Source organism: Psychrobacter sp. ASPA161_6 (assembly GCF_051970285.1).
GTDB lineage: Bacteria > Pseudomonadota > Gammaproteobacteria > Pseudomonadales > Moraxellaceae > Psychrobacter > Psychrobacter glaciei.
Map to the genome: position 1 here is coordinate 939,410 of NZ_JBEFNJ010000001.1, position 14,872 is coordinate 954,281.

The 14,872-nt window shown below is 43.4% G+C and carries 15 protein-coding genes; 9 read left to right on the top strand and 6 right to left on the bottom strand.

All coding sequences use genetic code 11. The features are described 5' to 3' along the window. Positions 1 to 464 precede the first annotated feature (464 nt). From ACTQ9T_RS03875 to ACTQ9T_RS03895, 5 genes are all read right to left on the bottom strand, one after another. Entirely contained in the window at positions 465 to 785 is a 321-nt protein-coding gene (locus ACTQ9T_RS03875; RefSeq protein ID WP_051000722.1) for a YbeD family protein, read from the bottom strand. A 345-nt stretch (positions 786 to 1,130) separates the two neighbouring features. Beyond that, entirely contained in the window at positions 1,131 to 1,829 is a 699-nt protein-coding gene (locus tag ACTQ9T_RS03880) for a class I SAM-dependent DNA methyltransferase (RefSeq protein WP_440464129.1), read from the bottom strand. Positions 1,830 to 2,004: 175 nt separating this feature from the next. Then, positions 2,005 to 2,652: a thiaminase II gene (tenA, locus tag ACTQ9T_RS03885; protein ID WP_440464130.1), complete on the bottom strand. Its 648-nt coding sequence runs from the start codon at positions 2,650 to 2,652 to the stop codon at positions 2,005 to 2,007. Positions 2,653 to 2,781: 129 nt separating this feature from the next. Continuing rightward, a complete protein-coding gene (locus ACTQ9T_RS03890) occupies positions 2,782 to 3,708 on the bottom strand; it encodes a bestrophin family protein (RefSeq protein ID WP_440464131.1) in 927 nt (308 codons plus the stop codon). A gap of 137 nt (positions 3,709 to 3,845) precedes the next feature. After that, positions 3,846 to 4,751 (bottom strand): LysR family transcriptional regulator, encoded by a 906-nt coding sequence (locus ACTQ9T_RS03895; RefSeq protein WP_440464132.1) that lies wholly within the window; start codon positions 4,749 to 4,751, stop codon positions 3,846 to 3,848. 100 nt (positions 4,752 to 4,851) lie between these two features. Here ACTQ9T_RS03895 and ACTQ9T_RS03900 point away from each other — a divergent pair, with 100 nt between their 5' ends. From ACTQ9T_RS03900 to ACTQ9T_RS03910, 3 genes are all read left to right on the top strand, one after another. Continuing rightward, entirely contained in the window at positions 4,852 to 5,877 is a 1,026-nt protein-coding gene (locus ACTQ9T_RS03900) for a zinc-binding alcohol dehydrogenase family protein (RefSeq protein WP_440464456.1), read from the top strand. 96 nt (positions 5,878 to 5,973) lie between these two features. Beyond that, entirely contained in the window at positions 5,974 to 6,795 is an 822-nt protein-coding gene (locus tag ACTQ9T_RS03905) for a PhzF family phenazine biosynthesis protein (protein WP_440464133.1), read from the top strand. Positions 6,796 to 6,801: 6 nt separating this feature from the next. Further along, complete coding sequence (locus tag ACTQ9T_RS03910) at positions 6,802 to 7,134, top strand: YnfA family protein (protein ID WP_413190701.1); 333 nt, start codon at positions 6,802 to 6,804, stop codon at positions 7,132 to 7,134. A gap of 276 nt (positions 7,135 to 7,410) precedes the next feature. Here ACTQ9T_RS03910 and ACTQ9T_RS03915 read toward each other — a convergent pair whose 3' ends face one another. Beyond that, entirely contained in the window at positions 7,411 to 7,533 is a 123-nt protein-coding gene (locus ACTQ9T_RS03915) for a hypothetical protein (RefSeq protein ID WP_264623036.1), read from the bottom strand. Positions 7,534 to 7,949: 416 nt separating this feature from the next. Between ACTQ9T_RS03915 and ACTQ9T_RS03920 the strand changes: the two genes are divergently transcribed. The 6 genes from ACTQ9T_RS03920 (at position 7,950) to ACTQ9T_RS03945 (ending at position 14,785) form a co-directional block, all read left to right on the top strand. Beyond that, positions 7,950 to 8,573 carry a 6-pyruvoyl trahydropterin synthase family protein gene (locus tag ACTQ9T_RS03920; protein ID WP_210539654.1) on the top strand — a complete coding sequence of 208 codons (624 nt, stop codon included), beginning with the start codon at positions 7,950 to 7,952 and terminating at the stop codon, positions 8,571 to 8,573. Then, positions 8,566 to 9,105: a tRNA (adenosine(37)-N6)-threonylcarbamoyltransferase complex ATPase subunit type 1 TsaE gene (gene tsaE / locus ACTQ9T_RS03925; RefSeq protein ID WP_440464134.1), complete on the top strand. Its 540-nt coding sequence runs from the start codon at positions 8,566 to 8,568 to the stop codon at positions 9,103 to 9,105. Before ACTQ9T_RS03920 ends, tsaE begins: the two co-directional genes overlap by 8 nt. A 72-nt stretch (positions 9,106 to 9,177) precedes the next feature. Continuing rightward, positions 9,178 to 11,040, top strand: coding sequence for a DNA mismatch repair endonuclease MutL (gene mutL, locus ACTQ9T_RS03930; protein ID WP_440464135.1), 1,863 nt, complete (start codon positions 9,178 to 9,180; stop codon positions 11,038 to 11,040). Positions 11,041 to 11,090: 50 nt separating this feature from the next. Continuing rightward, positions 11,091 to 12,281, top strand: a complete 1,191-nt coding sequence (miaA, locus tag ACTQ9T_RS03935; RefSeq protein WP_440464136.1) for a tRNA (adenosine(37)-N6)-dimethylallyltransferase MiaA — start codon at positions 11,091 to 11,093, stop codon at positions 12,279 to 12,281. A 454-nt stretch (positions 12,282 to 12,735) separates the two neighbouring features. Beyond that, a complete protein-coding gene (gene hfq / locus ACTQ9T_RS03940; protein WP_010198110.1) occupies positions 12,736 to 13,263 on the top strand; it encodes an RNA chaperone Hfq in 528 nt (175 codons plus the stop codon). Between the two features lie 529 nt (positions 13,264 to 13,792). Then, positions 13,793 to 14,785, top strand: coding sequence for a KpsF/GutQ family sugar-phosphate isomerase (locus ACTQ9T_RS03945; protein ID WP_440464137.1), 993 nt, complete (start codon positions 13,793 to 13,795; stop codon positions 14,783 to 14,785). Positions 14,786 to 14,872 lie beyond the last annotated feature (87 nt).

Consider the following 14,872-nt stretch of genomic DNA (forward strand, 5'->3'; position numbering starts at 1 on the left):
CGGCAGACATTCTTTATAACGCTACGATGCTGGGTTGCGATAGCCAGTTTTTTTTGGCAAAAAACTACCGCTACTCATAATGATGATTAAAATCACTGAGTACTACATATAGCGTGTTTGTTAATTGGTAGGCACAATATAGCGGGAAAATTTTGAAAATACTATATTGATTTTAGACTAAAACTATGTTGCTGCGAGGTTGTGAGCTGTCCAGATTTAGGCAAAGGACGATGGGATAAGGGTTAGACGCAAATGCACTCATCATAAATTTTTTGTAAAAATATCGTGACGATTTGATTTTTATTTTATCGGTTATTGTCGACTGATAATAGTGATCAGAGCGGCAATAATGCGGGCGCAGATTGTACACCAAACCATAAAAAATCGCCACCCGTATGTTATCAATAGTGAGTGACGATTTGGACGGAAAAGGGGTTGTTTTTTTCTAAACACCCATTACCTGTTTATACGACCATACGAACCGTTTTTGCATCATCAAGTGACGCATAAAGCGTATTCACTTGATCGGCTGCTGTGAGGTATAAATTGACACGCGCTGAATGAAAGCGACCCGTTTTCGACGGTTTGACTTCTATCGAGGCCAAATCAAAGTCAGGGAACTGGCTACCGAGGATCAGCTTCACTTCATTAAGTAAGCTTTCATGCTCACCTTCATGACCAATGATACTCAAAGGGTAGTTCATTGGAAAATCCCACAGCTCTGGATTTTGAATGTCGGTTTTTTTGCCTTTTAATACACCTTCATTGGGTGTCAGATCCGTCATGGTGACGTCTTTGGTGTTTTGGTTGCTGCTTTGATTAGTGTTTTGATTATCAGTATCTTTTGAATCATCACTCATGATATTTGCCTCGTTTTTTTAAATATGAGCTATAGTTGAATTCAAATAATTTCGATACAAGGAAACCGAGCGCAAGTTATACACTAGTATGCTTAGCGAGGATGACGATGTAGCGGATTTATATGGATTTGACTATATTTGGATAAGAGCTTTATTACCCATTTATAGTGGCACTAAGCCTATTATTCAAGTCCTGTGATAGCGACGACAGTACATTAGGGTATGTCGAACCTTCGGCTACGGTACGGACAGGGTATGGAAAGTGACCGCTTATCTTTTATAACCACAAATCGCCACATAGTCCCCACGGTCATAACCTTCGATGACCTCTTGTACCTTATCATTGGCATACATTGGATGGGTCAATAAGGTCTGCGCATACTCAAAATCGACGAAACCATTGGCTTGCATCAGCGCGATTTTTTCATCTGAAGTGCGCCAATTGGCTGACTTTACCAGTTCAATAGGATAAGGGTCAGCAGGGGAGATGTGCGCAAGTAGCGGATGCTCCCAAGTGCCTAACGAGCTGGCCAAATTGTATAAGCTGGCAAAGCCACTCTCTTTTGGTACATCGATCAGAATCAATTTGCCGCCAGACTTTAATGCGTCAAAGGCCTTTTTAATACAGACATCCAAATCACTGATATAGCTGACACTGCCGTTGAACATAATAATGTCAAACTTATTGGGCTCAATCTCGCAAGTTTCAGCAGGGCTGATATCTACTTGCAATCCGCGCTTTTCGGCGACGGCGGCCATGTCTTTAGAAGGCTCAATGCCATATTTGATATGAATACCATAATCTTTTGCTAGTAGTGATTCAAATAATCCGCTACCACAACCGATAGACAATATCTCACTGTCTTTATCTAAAAAATGGGCGACCAGTTCTAGCTCACTGGTCAGTAAGTTTTGATTGTCAAAAAACCAGCTGTCGTACGCGCTTGCGTGTTCATCAAATGCGGCCATGATATCTCTCCTTGAGTATTTTTGTTGTATCGTTAATCCACTATAAAAGAGTGACAGTGTTAACCTCGCTTAAAGTATTACTCATACATCTGCACTCGGTTGGCTTGTCACTCTTTTAAATTGAATCAACTATATTGAATAGTACGTGAAGTTAAATTTGCTATAAAAATACAGGCTATGACAGATCTAATGCTTGCTGCCAAAAATTCACTTCCATCCGTGAGGCGGTATTAAATAACTGTTGGAACTTGTCTGCTTGAGCGGGGCTAGCGTGTGCCAGTAGTTCATTGATCTGCGCTTCGTTCTGCGCAGTAATCGCTTGAAATGCATCACTAGAAAATACATCAATCCATGGCTGATAGGGATTGCCCGTGATAAACCCTTCGGCTTTGATGCGTTTGCCAATTTCGCCGTAACCCATCAAGCAAGGGGCAATAGCAGCATACAGCTCAGCCAGTGAGCCTGACAGGGCAGCGTCTAATATATAGCGGCTATAGGCGATGGTTACAGTAGATTCAGGCGCATTCTCGACGGTTTCAAGCGCTATGCCCCATTGGTGGCAGAAGTCCAAATACATGCCAATTTCCATATCGAGCATGGCATTGATACCCGCTTGACCGACGCGCATTTGCGCCAGCGTGTCGCTTTTATACACGCTCAATGCCATCACGCGGGTATAGTGAATCAGATATAAATAGTCTTGGACGAGGTAGTGGCGGAAGCTGTCAGGGGCAAGCGTACCTGCTGCTAGCTGCTTGACAAAGTCGTGCTGAATATAATCATCCCAAGTTGGACAATGGTGACGTAGCGTTTGGTAATTCATAGTGTTCACTTACTTTTATCAATGTGAGTAAGCAGATGGTAGACGAACTCATACATTATTAGCAAGGGATGTACCAAGTATAGTGGCATCATACATTTGGACAGCTAGGTTTTCAATTGCTGATGCGACTTACGGTAAGTAGCCATTGATAGGCGCGATATCAGGTGGGATATCCGTGTCTCCTAATGCTTCTCGCAGATTGATTTCGATTGTGCGTGACAAGGCAGTCAGGGGTAGTTGGTTAGCTGCCAAGCCAAAAGGTTCTTCTAGCTCTTCGCTAAGGGCATCAAAACCAAAGAAGGTATAAGCGATCACAGCAGAAATCAACGGAGTGGCCCAACCGAGTGAGGCCACCAAGCCAAAAGGCAACAGGATGCAATATAAATAGGTCGTGCGATGTACCAACAGCATATAAGCAAATGGCAGCGGCGTATTATGAATGCGCTCGCAAGCCGCCAATACAATCGTCATAGAGGTCAGGCGCTCGTCCATGTTTTGGATGACTTGCTCAGACACCAGTCCTTGCCGCCGAATGTCACCGAGCTGCTTACCCATGAGGCGCATTATATAATCAGGTACGTTTTTCGCTTGGCGCATATTGTCATGATGCGTTAACGCTACAAATGGCTCGATATCTTCCCAAGGTGACGTACCACGCAATCGATGGCGCACAGCATGAGCAAAAGCGATCGCCAAGTGAATCATCGCTCGTTGAGTATCACGCCCAGCATCGGTGTCATCATCTATAAAAGACAGCACTTGACGCGTTAAGCTGCGGGAATCATATACCAGCTGACCCCACAGTCCCCGAGCTTCCCACCAGCGTTGATAACTGGCATTGTTCCGAAACCCAAGAAATAACGATAACGCGATTCCGAGCAAGGTAAACATCGCCATACCATAATAAGGAAAAGAGTCAGGAAGCCAGTGCTGAATAATCGTTATGAGTGTACTAAGAATAGTAATCAGCAAAATTTGCCGATAGACTTTTGGAATGATGGAGCCGCGCAGGGTAAAAAATATCTTGAGGGCATTGGGGGTTTGGCGGACAATCATGTCAGCTTCCTAGCGATGGGGTATGCTGTTAAGTATTGAAGCCGTGTATTATACAATAGCGTTATTAAAATTTGAGTATTTTTGTTTTTGATTGCCCATCGAACACTGTGCAAAAAAAGTGAAACATAGCGTGCAAACTATATGGCTAAACGACTTAACAGCTCCTTGCATTTTTCTCTTAAGGTATCTCTGAGCAGTCTGACCGCAGGGGTTATCGATTGCCTACTTGGGCAGATGAGCCAAAGCTCGCTTGGCTTTGCTTGATAGTCGGTCATGATATGAATCAGCTTGCCTTCTGATATGTCACTCGAAACATCCAAGCAGGATTTTACAGCAAGTCCTTTTCCTTCGACACACCAGCGCCTGACCAGATCACCATCGTTAGAGGCTCGATTGCCACTCATTTTTATTTTATAAACTTGCTTGTTCTTGGTGAATTCCCACACATCGTGAGTGATATCGTACAGCTGATAAAACAACCCATTGTGCGTCGGTAGCTCATGCGGATGCTGAGGTATACCGTGACGTGTTATATACGCTGGCGATGCACAAAGCAACCCTGGGACATCACAAATCTTAAAGCCGTAAAGACTGGCATCTTTTGGCGAACCATAGCGTAATGCCATGTCTACAGAGTCACGATAAAAGTCTATATGACTATCGCTTAGATCGGTTCTCAAGCTCATGTTTGGGTGATGATCTAATAGCTCATCAAGCCATGGTGTAACGATGTTACGGCCCAAATCAGAAGGCAGTGCAATGCGCAGCTCACCATCGACGATATCGAGATCTTCTTTGATATTTTGCCTAGCTTGCTCAAGCAATAAGAGTGCTTTTTCACATTCTGGAATGTAGCGCTCTCCGGCACTCGATAGACGTAATTGACGCGTGGTACGAATGAATATTTCAGCGCCCAATGTTTTTTCTACCCGTTTGAGCGCAGCACTGGCAGTTGCCACACGCATGTCTAGATGTGCAGCCGCTGCCGTGATATTGCGATGTTCAGCGATTTTTAGAATAACTTCGAGATCAGATAACAGCATATTCTCAATTCTTATTTGATAATGTATCAAATATTACCCTGTTTATCTTGCCATAAGCCAGCGTTATGATGGCAGCCACTTAACGAACCGGAGCAGCATGATGAAAGCCATTGGATTTATACAGTCTTTACCCATTACTCACACGGACTCATTGCAAGATATCGAATTGCCACAGCCTATCGCAGAAGGCTTTGATTTATTGGTCAAAATCAGCTCTATCGCGGTCAATCCTGTCGATTATAAAGTCCGCCAAAACATGCCATCCGAGGACGGTAGCCACAAAGTCATTGGTTGGGACGCAGTCGGTGAAGTGGTCGCCATCGGTGAGAAGGCGACACGCTTTGCAGTTGGTGATAGGGTTTACTATGCAGGCGAGCTCGATCGCCAAGGCAGTAATGCAGAGTATCAGTTGGTGGATGAGCGTATCGTTGGTATGAAACCAAAAAGTCTGTCGAATAATGAAGCGGCAGCATTGCCGTTGACCACTATCACGGCATGGGAGATATTATTTGAGCATTTAACCATTAAACAGCAGCCAATCACTGATAATAGCAAGTCTAACGAGGTTATCTTAGTCGTGGGCGCTGCAGGTGGGGTGGGCTCTATTTTGCTACAACTGGCAGCGACATTAACGGGCGCTACCATTATTGCGACAGCCTCACGTGAGCGCTCAAAGCAGTGGGTGCAGACACTGGGGGCGGATTATGTGATTGATCATAGCCAGCCACTAGCGGCACAAATCGAAGCGTTGGGCATTGGCCCTGTGACCCATGTCGCAGGCCTTCAGAGTACTGAAAGCTACTTCGATACTTATATAGATATCTTGACGCCTTTTGGGAAAATAGTGATAATCGATGATCCTGAGCAGTTAGACATCACTAAAATTAAGTTTAAAAGCCTATCATTTCATTGGGAGTTTATGTTTGCCCGCTCACTATTCAAAGCCACAGACATGGCAGCACAAGGTCAGTTATTAAACCGTGTCGCTGATTTGATTGATCAGGGTTATATCCAGACCACGGTTGGCGAAAATATGGGTGTCATCAATGCGACTAATCTACGAGTGGCTCATCAAGCGCTAGAGTCTGGCACAACGATTGGTAAAATAGTATTGGAAGGTTTTTAATGTTTTAATATTCAACAGACCCTAATAAAGCATGTCCTCGTTTTTATCACTATTTTTAAAATGAGGACATAGCCCAATCAAAAATAAGAGACAGATATGCAACTAGAAATCAATGTTATCGATGCTTTTACTGATACTGTTTTTAAAGGTAATTCAGCAGCCGTTATTATCACCGATAGCTGGCTCGCTGATGATCTAATGCAATCGATTGCTTTTGAAAACAATTTGTCTGAGACGGCATTTTTGGTTTTAGATGAGAGTGATGGTAAAGATATCTATCATATCCGCTGGTTTTCACCGCTTACTGAGATTGCCTTTTGCGGTCATGCAACGCTAGCATCTGCTTTTGTGCTATTTAAGAAAAATCCTAATTTAGCCTTTATTAAATTTTCAGCCGACGCCGTTGGGATATTGACCATCGTGCAAACAGACGCTGGCAAAATACAAATGGACTTTCCCAATACTAAACCTGAAAAAGTCGAAAATATCCCTGATAGTTTGCTGGCAGGATTGTCTATTGCACCAGTTGAAGTCTATAAAAACACCCAAGCCTATTTCGTGATTTATAATTCTGAAAGCGATGTATTAAACGTAGAGCGTGATAACGAGCAGCTAAAACAGCTCGCACCTTTAGATGTGGTGGTGACATGCCAAGCTAAGTCTGCTGATTATAAAGACTACGATTTTGTGTCACGTTATTTTTGGCCAGCCAATGGCGGTGATGAAGACCCAGTGACTGGATCAGCGCACACAGGACTTGCGCCATTATGGGCTGAGCGTTTGGGTAAAAATGAATTGGTCGCTTATCAGGCATCAAATAGAGGCGGGATACTAGACTGTGTTGTCGCAAAAGATAGGGTGCTTGTTTCCGGCAATGCCGTGCAGTATTTGACAGGATTTATCACAGTCGAGGAGTAGCAGGTTTTGACAGAATTAAAGACACTAGCGCTTTTTGCACTAACTGCATTAGCAGAGATTATTGGTTGTTACCTGCCTTATTTATGGCTGCGAGAAGGTAAGTCTATCTGGCTTCTTGTTCCCAGTGTGCTGAGTCTGGCAGCCTTTGTTTGGTTACTGACATTACATCCAACCGCTGTAGGCAGAGTCTATGCAGCTTACGGTGGGGTGTATGTTGCGATGGCGATTTTATGGTTGTGGACGGTGAACGGTATCAGGCCGACCACATGGGATATCGTAGGGTCTGCGGTTGCATTGTTAGGCATGGCAATTATTATGTTTGCACCGCGCAGTGGCTAGGGCGTGTCCTCAATTCAACCGATAGCGATCTAAATGGGCTAAAAGTGGTTAAATCTTGCCAAACATCGTCAATTAGCTAGGTAATATATCGATATTATCTGCGCTATTTTCCTTGTTTGACTGCCATTTACCTCACTTTTATCCTCATTTTTAAAATGAGGACACGCCCTAATATCAATGCAGCGCCTAACACAAAAAATGCCAATCAAACCGTGAGGTTCGATTGGCATAGATTTAATTGGCATAGCTTTAATCAGCATAGTGATGCATGCAATATTAATGTTTACCTAAGATACTGCCACTGTCATCTTTCTTAGATTGCTTGGCGGCTTTCTTTTCTTTTGCCGTCAATAGCGGTTTCTTTTTCACATTTTTCTTACTATCTTGACCTTTACTCATGATTTTTTCCTCTTTAGGTAGCTTATACAGCCATAAGCCAGATTGGCTGACTAGCGGGCGGAATCACTACAATTGACGCAGATGCTGCGTACTAGATTGAGTATAGCTCTAAGCCTGTGCAATAGATAGCGATAGCACAATTTCCCTACGCTTCAATGCGGTCATTCTATTTGGCTAAATATTATTCAACGCCTCTTTTATATTGAAATTTAGAATATCTCAGTCAGATTTTCGGCTGATGATATGTTCAAACGATGCGTTTAATCAATACCAGTATCAATATTAGTATTCGTAAGTGATTACTTACGGAGTCATCACGATTTGCTATAATAAGCCACAAGCCGATGAGTCGTCGCGGCAAACTTTTATAATATTCCTATTTAGCACAAAGATGCTTACTGTTTTGGTTGATTGTTATGCGTATCCGTAAACTTTTTAAATTTGAAAATGCACATATTGTGCGTAATTGTAGCTCTGAGCGCTGCAAACACTCTATCCATGGTCATAGCTATCAGATTGAACTGATTCTTGAGGCTAAGCGCTTGGATCATGGGCAAATGGTCTATGATTTTGGACTATTAAAGTCGTCTATCAAGGATATTATCGACAGCTTTGATCATGCGATTTGCTTTTGGAATAAAGACGACCCTGAATATATCGCTGCTTGCAAAAAATTCAGCGCGCGCTGGATAAGCTTGCCGGTATCGCCATCAGCAGAGCAGTTCTCTAGAGTCATCTTCTTTTGGGCGCAAGAAATTCTCAAGCAAACCCAAATGCAAAACGGTGAGTCTGATGTCAGCGTCTACTCGGTGATTGCGCACGAAACCGCAACGGGTTATGCCCAGTGTTTTGCTGATGATGTGGCTAATGAGCAAATGGGTCAGCTTAATTTAGAAGCGTTTGAGTTTAGCGACCAAGTCAGTGCCGAATGGCATGACACCGATCTGTATGCCAAATTGATTCGCGGTGAAAGCTTTACTAATCCAACGGTAACTATGCAGGTACAGACGCAAGTACAGGCAGGTAAGCCTGATGCCTAATAGTACAACAGAAGACAAAAACGTCAAAACATTGACACTGCACTCTGAAGACGATACTCAGCGTTTGGCTGCGCAATTAGCAGCGTTGCCATTGACGGGTAGTGTATGGTTGGCGGGTGATTTGGGCGCGGGTAAAACTACTTTGACTCGTTATTGGTTACAGGCGCTAGGGCATACAGGTGCCGTCAAAAGCCCGACTTATACCTTGGTCGAGCCTTATAGCATCGACCAAAACAGCATCGCGCAAAAAGACGGCTCAATCAAGCCAGTTTATCATGCGGATTTGTATCGTCTGCAAGACCCAGAAGAGTTGTCCTTTATAGGCTTCGATGAGTATTTGGATGAGCCAAATGCGCTGGTCATTATTGAATGGGCAAGCCGTGCGGACAGCTATTTACCACCGCCGATTTTGTTTATCGATATGACGCAGGCTAATAGCGGTGATAAAAATCAAGAGTCTCGTCACGTTGAGCTGCGACTATCGAAGGCAGGACAAGCGCAAGGTTTGGATCTATCATCCTTTAAGATTTAGTTATACCTTCAATATAAGTCATCAATATTCGCCAGCATTACTCATCACTACGCAAAATAAAGATACCTCTTAATGCCGCAAATGCCAGACAATCATTTTAATACCCGCATCAAAAAACTATCGCCGCTGCTCATCAATCAATTAGCAGCTGGTGAGGTTGTGACACGCCCAGCCGCGGTGGTTAAAGAGCTGCTTGAAAACGCGATTGACGCTGATGCCACCAATATTGAGATACATATTACCCAAGGCGGCATGGGTATGATTGAGGTGATCGACAATGGCGTTGGTATTCATCCTGATGATATGGTCATGGCGATTACCCGTCATGCGACCAGCAAAGTCGCGGATGTGGCTAATTTGCATGGTATTACGACGTTGGGTTTTCGCGGGGAAGCATTGGCTGCAACAGCAGCAGTTTCTCGGCTGACGCTAACCAGTAGCCATGATGACAGTGGTATCGGTCGCCAGTTGCAGGTCGCGGGTGTGTTAGATGACATACCAAAAATGATACCAGTTGTGCATCATCGTGGCACGACCATTACGGTTAAGGATTTATACTTTAACGTACCAGCCCGTCGCGGCAATTTGAAATCTATTGCGACCGAGTTTGGTCATATTGAAACGATCGTGCGCGAAGTGGCTTTGGCGCGAGCAGATGTAGCGCTTAGTCTCTTTCATGACAATAAAAAACGGCTGTCACTGTCTTCAAATGCACGTGTGCTATTGGCAAATTCGATGCCTACAAGCGATGGATCTATCAGTGCCAATCCTTTACCATTGTCACGGCTAGAGCAAGCCACGAGTGCAGAGCTCACAGTGAACGCACTTGAGATAATGATTGATTTGTCCAGTTTGTGGCAGCCGTCTACAGAATACACGGATAGTACAAGCTCTAGTAGTCAGGCAGGTATCTATGGTTGGTTGTGGCCTATTAATAAGCAGGCGCAACAGCAGGACAGCTTACCAAAGCTACTGTACATCAATGGTCGCTTGGTCAAAGAGCTGATCATCAGCAATCAGCTTCGTCAACTCGCGCAGAGTGCTCATTTAAATGGCATCGGTTATGCCCTTTATTTTGATTTGCCGACTCAATGGCTTAATATCAATGTCCATCCGTCCAAACAGCGTATTAAGATCAGTCCATTAAATAATGTTATGGCACATTTAAGCCATGCCATTCATGCAAAACTGAAAACCATTACTACGATGGATACGGTCACATCCACCAGTTATAATAGACAGGCGCTAGACTATAACAATTCTCCAAGCCAGTCTTTTACTACGATACCGCGCAACACATCGCCTACGACCCATTCAAGACAAAGCCAGCAAGTACAAACGCCTAAACAGTTATACCAACTGTCGGTAAGTGCTCCTATTCTAAGCAATCCTTTTTTGCAACGCTCAAAACAGTCCTATTCAGAAATGTCTTATCGTGATGAATCGTCAGCACAGAGTATTAACGCGCTAAGTGAAGTTTTAACCAAGAGTGGCCAGACCAATAGTGCCGATATTTCAAGTAGCTCATCAATAGTAAGTAAGCCTTTGCCCGTCTGCTTAGATATTATTACCCACTTAAATGACATAGCAACCGAATCTGCTAACGCCAAGGACATCGATAGTAAATCGCTGCCTTGGTTACTATTTTACCACCAAGCACAATGTCTGCTGATTAGTGCAGCAGATTGGCAGTCAAAGCTAAGTGTATTATTTGAGTCGCAGGTACTGAGTAATAACGTATCCAAAAAAGACGAGTTGCTAAAGAGCCCAGCATATATCAACCAACAACTCGCTACCGTAAGCTCGCAAATGTCTGCGCAAGACTTGATCGTTTTCATAGAAGATATTGATTCTTTAATCACTGACAATGCAATCAAAATCATAGACAGTCATCAATTAGTAGCGTCAATGTTCTCACCTTTGAACAAACAATAGCGCCAAATTATATTTTTGTCACCCACCATCTCATTAGTAGAGGCAATCCTATGCGACATTCGTCTGACAGCTTATCTTATAGCTTGAGTCCCAATTTAGCGGATAATAGCGTGGTTTGCTTGATGGCGCCAACCGCGAGTGGTAAGACAGCACTGGCCTATGAGCTATACGATACAGGTCGTTATGAGCTTATCTCAGTAGACTCGGCGCTGATATATCGTGATATGAATATCGGTACGGCAAAGCCTACGTCTGATGAGCTGGCGCGTTATCCTCATCACTTAGTGGATATGATTGACCCTATGCAGAGCTATAGCGTCGCTGAGTTCGTCAGCGATGTCGCCCGTTTGATTGATAGCTGTCATCGGAACGGTAAGATACCGTTGCTAGTAGGCGGTACCATGATGTATTACATGGCGTTACTGGATGGACTATCCCCTGTACCTGATAGCGATGACGGCATTCGCGCGCAAGTAGAGCAATGGCGACAGGATGAGGGTATTAGCGCGCTATATGAGTATTTGGGTAAGGTTGATCCGATAAGTCACCAGCGTCTTAATGCCACTGATACTCAGCGTATTACTCGCGCTATTGAGGTATATCTACAAACGGATATTTCTATAAGTGAGTGGCAACGCAAACCCAAACAAGCATTAGCAAATAACCCCAATCAGAATTGGCATGTATTGGCAGTGATGCCTGATCGTCCGTGGTTGCATGGGCGTATCGCCCAGCGTTTAGACATCATGTGGAGTGAGGGTCTGGTGGCTGAAGTAATCGGACTGCTTGAGGAGTATCCATTGACACCGAACTTACCTTCTATGCGCTGCGTTGGTTATCGGCAAGTATTAGAGTACCTTGTACATACCAATCACCCAATATTTGAGCAACCGCATTTAGATAAAGCGCTTTTCTATGAGGCTTTTGGTGCATTAGATGAGTCAATAAATCAAAAAACAAAGCAGGACAAAATGTCTCAGCCTCTGATTGCATCAAGTTTGTCCGATAGCCAAACCGAGGTGCTTGCTTGTCAGCAAATGCAAAATAAGGCATTATATGCGACAAGGCAGTTGGCAAAGCGCCAATACACTTGGCTGCGTAAAGTAATACAATTGCCTGATAATGCAATAGACACGGCAACAAAATCTGACTCATTTAACGATGCGAATGACCCTATAAACCATGCATTAGAGATGAAGATATTCACAACGATGGCACAGGCAAGAGACTTTTTGTTTTAGCCTATATAGATGACCATCGATTGAATTGAGGATGGGGTCTAGTAAATTTATTGGCTTGTTTTTACACTATCTTCTTAGAAACACAACACAGTAGTAACGCTTCATAAGTACATGAGAAAGTAATGACAATTAGTTTCAAAGTATAACGTGAATAACTGCTATAATTTAATACCAGAAATATGGTGAATTTTGTAGGATCACCATGACTTTGCCAATAACTATTGTCTAACGTTTGTTGGTAAAAACAGTTTATGAAACAAGTGGTTACTTAATTTTTTTACAATAATAATGTATTCGCGATAAAGTGGAATCACTTAAGAAGAACCGATGTTTATTTAGATACGTTTTATAAAGAAAAATTATTATTGTATCTACTCTTTGCCATTATAATTCAAGCAACACTTAAAATAATTGGCGCTTAAAACATAATTATATAATATTTAGGAGAGATTTCATGTCAAAAGGACAAACTTTACAAGATCCGTTCTTGAACTCGCTGCGCAAAGATCGCATTCCTGTCTCTATTTTTTTAGTCAATGGTATCAAGTTGCAAGGTCAGATCGAGTCATTCGATCAGTATGTCGTATTGCTCAAAAATACAGTGAGTCAAATGGTATACAAACATGCCATCTCGACGGTTGTACCAGCACGTAATCCACGTAGCAGCACAACGACAACGACCAGTGCCCAGCCTCAAAGTGCAGCGCCAGCCGCTTATCAAGGTGGAGGTTTTGAACGTGGTAGCAACCCTGCTAGCACCGGTGGTTTTGAAGAGCGTGGTTTTGCCTCTAACCGTAGTGGCTTTAACCGTGGCGGCTTTAGCCAAGGTCAAGATCGTGGCTTTGAGCGTGGTAGCTTTGGACAGGGTCAAGAGCGCGGGTTTGAGCGTGGCGGATTTGGTCAAGACCGTGGATTTGAGCCACCAGCAGAGAATGCGAACTTTGAAAATAAGCCAAGTGACGAATCTGATGATAACAACTAAGTTGATAATAAATAACCAATCATAGATAAATGGACAAGAAGTATTTTGCCTATTTACCTATAGATAGGTGCGTTATCTCGACTTGATATATTTAATTAAAACCTGCTGCTATAGTGGGTTTTTTTTGTATAAATAGACGTATAATAACTAGGGTCTGTTGAACATTCAAATGTGGAACTGGCAGTATCTATTTTTTAGACAATACGCAGTGAAATTTTTGACGCCTAGTCATTCTAGGTTAGACAATTTTGCCATGTATTGGCAAAAAATAGTCCTGCCCTGAAAGGCTGATGCTAAAATCACCTCAAACGTTGTTGCAAACCTAGCTAAGGTCTCGACATTATCGTCGGTTTACGCCTAGTTTGTGGTAATTTTAGCAATCAGCAGTCCTAATATTTGGATGTTCAACAGACCCTACTTAGCATTGATATCGATTTGACGTTAGTGCTAGGTTTTGCAGGGCATTACTAATATTGCTCAGAGTATAGTAAAATATCTTATTGATTCATTATAAACATAGAGCTGATGCATGAGTAATAGCCAAAGCAATCTGACCCATGAGCAATATATTAGTACCGCTATCGAAGCGATCAATACTGAGATATCGGCGTTAGCACTACTGACAGAGCAGATAGACGACAGATTTGCGCAGGCTTGCGATATTATCTTGGCTTGTAAGGGTCGAGTAGTGGTCACTGGTATGGGTAAGTCAGGATTGATAGGGCGCAAAATCGCCGCGACCTTTGCTTCTACTGGCACGCCCGCTTTCTTTATGCATCCTGGTGAGGCTGGGCATGGCGACTTGGGCATGCTGGTGAAAGGCGATGTGTTGCTTGCCATCTCTAACTCTGGTGAGTCCGATGAGATTAAAATGCTGCTGCCAGTGGTTAAGCACTTAAATATTCCGTTGATTAGTATCAGTCGTGATAAGCGTGGCATGTTACCGCGTGCAGCTGATATTGTATTGACCCTAGGCAAATCGCAAGAGGCGTGTCCGCTGAACCTTGCACCTACCTCCAGCACCACGGCTACATTGGCGCTAGGTGATGCGTTAGCAGTGGCTTTAGTACATGCGCGTAATTTCACTTCAGAAGATTTTGCTCTATCGCATCCAGCAGGGGCGTTGGGTCGTCAACTGCTCACTCGCGTCGAAGATTTAATGCATACCAAGTCAGAAGATTTGCCACTTATCAATCAACAAGCCCCATTGCAAGAGGCGCTCTTTACTATGTCTGCTGGGCGCTTAGGGATGACAGTGGTCACTGACGGTAATGATAAGGTTGTTGGGGTATTTACAGACGGTGACTTACGCCGCGGTTTAGAAAAAGGCATCGATCTACAAACCCCGATGCGCGATGTGATGGTTAACGATCCACGCCGAATCAGCAAAACCATGCGGGCATCAGACGCTCTGAGTGTCATGAATGAGAATGGTATCAGTCAGCTGTTGATTATCGATGAGAAAGATCGATTAGAAGCGATTATTACGGTTCATGATTTACTACAAGCGGGTGTTAAGTAAGCACTATCTATAGTCAGGTCAATATAAAAAAGACACAGCGTGCCTGATATAAATTTTTTGTAGCCTCTGTCTGCGTAGGCACAGCAA

Coding starts and splice junctions, on each gene's coding strand:
- ACTQ9T_RS03875 (WP_051000722.1), bottom strand. CDS start 785: ATGACGGATCTGACACCCAATGAAGGTGTATTAAAAGGCAAAAAAACC.
- ACTQ9T_RS03880 (WP_440464129.1), bottom strand. CDS start 1,829: ATGGCCGCATTTGATGAACACGCAAGCGCGTACGACAGCTGGTTTTTT.
- tenA (WP_440464130.1), bottom strand. CDS start 2,652: ATGAATTACCAAACGCTACGTCACCATTGTCCAACTTGGGATGATTAT.
- ACTQ9T_RS03890 (WP_440464131.1), bottom strand. CDS start 3,708: ATGATTGTCCGCCAAACCCCCAATGCCCTCAAGATATTTTTTACCCTG.
- ACTQ9T_RS03895 (WP_440464132.1), bottom strand. CDS start 4,751: ATGCTGTTATCTGATCTCGAAGTTATTCTAAAAATCGCTGAACATCGC.
- ACTQ9T_RS03900 (WP_440464456.1), top strand. CDS start 4,852: ATGAAAGCCATTGGATTTATACAGTCTTTACCCATTACTCACACGGAC.
- ACTQ9T_RS03905 (WP_440464133.1), top strand. CDS start 5,974: ATGCAACTAGAAATCAATGTTATCGATGCTTTTACTGATACTGTTTTT.
- ACTQ9T_RS03915 (WP_264623036.1), bottom strand. CDS start 7,533: ATGAGTAAAGGTCAAGATAGTAAGAAAAATGTGAAAAAGAAACCGCTA.
- ACTQ9T_RS03920 (WP_210539654.1), top strand. CDS start 7,950: ATGCGTATCCGTAAACTTTTTAAATTTGAAAATGCACATATTGTGCGT.
- tsaE (WP_440464134.1), top strand. CDS start 8,566: ATGCCTAATAGTACAACAGAAGACAAAAACGTCAAAACATTGACACTG.
- mutL (WP_440464135.1), top strand. CDS start 9,178: ATGCCGCAAATGCCAGACAATCATTTTAATACCCGCATCAAAAAACTA.
- miaA (WP_440464136.1), top strand. CDS start 11,091: ATGCGACATTCGTCTGACAGCTTATCTTATAGCTTGAGTCCCAATTTA.
- hfq (WP_010198110.1), top strand. CDS start 12,736: ATGTCAAAAGGACAAACTTTACAAGATCCGTTCTTGAACTCGCTGCGC.
- ACTQ9T_RS03945 (WP_440464137.1), top strand. CDS start 13,793: ATGAGTAATAGCCAAAGCAATCTGACCCATGAGCAATATATTAGTACC.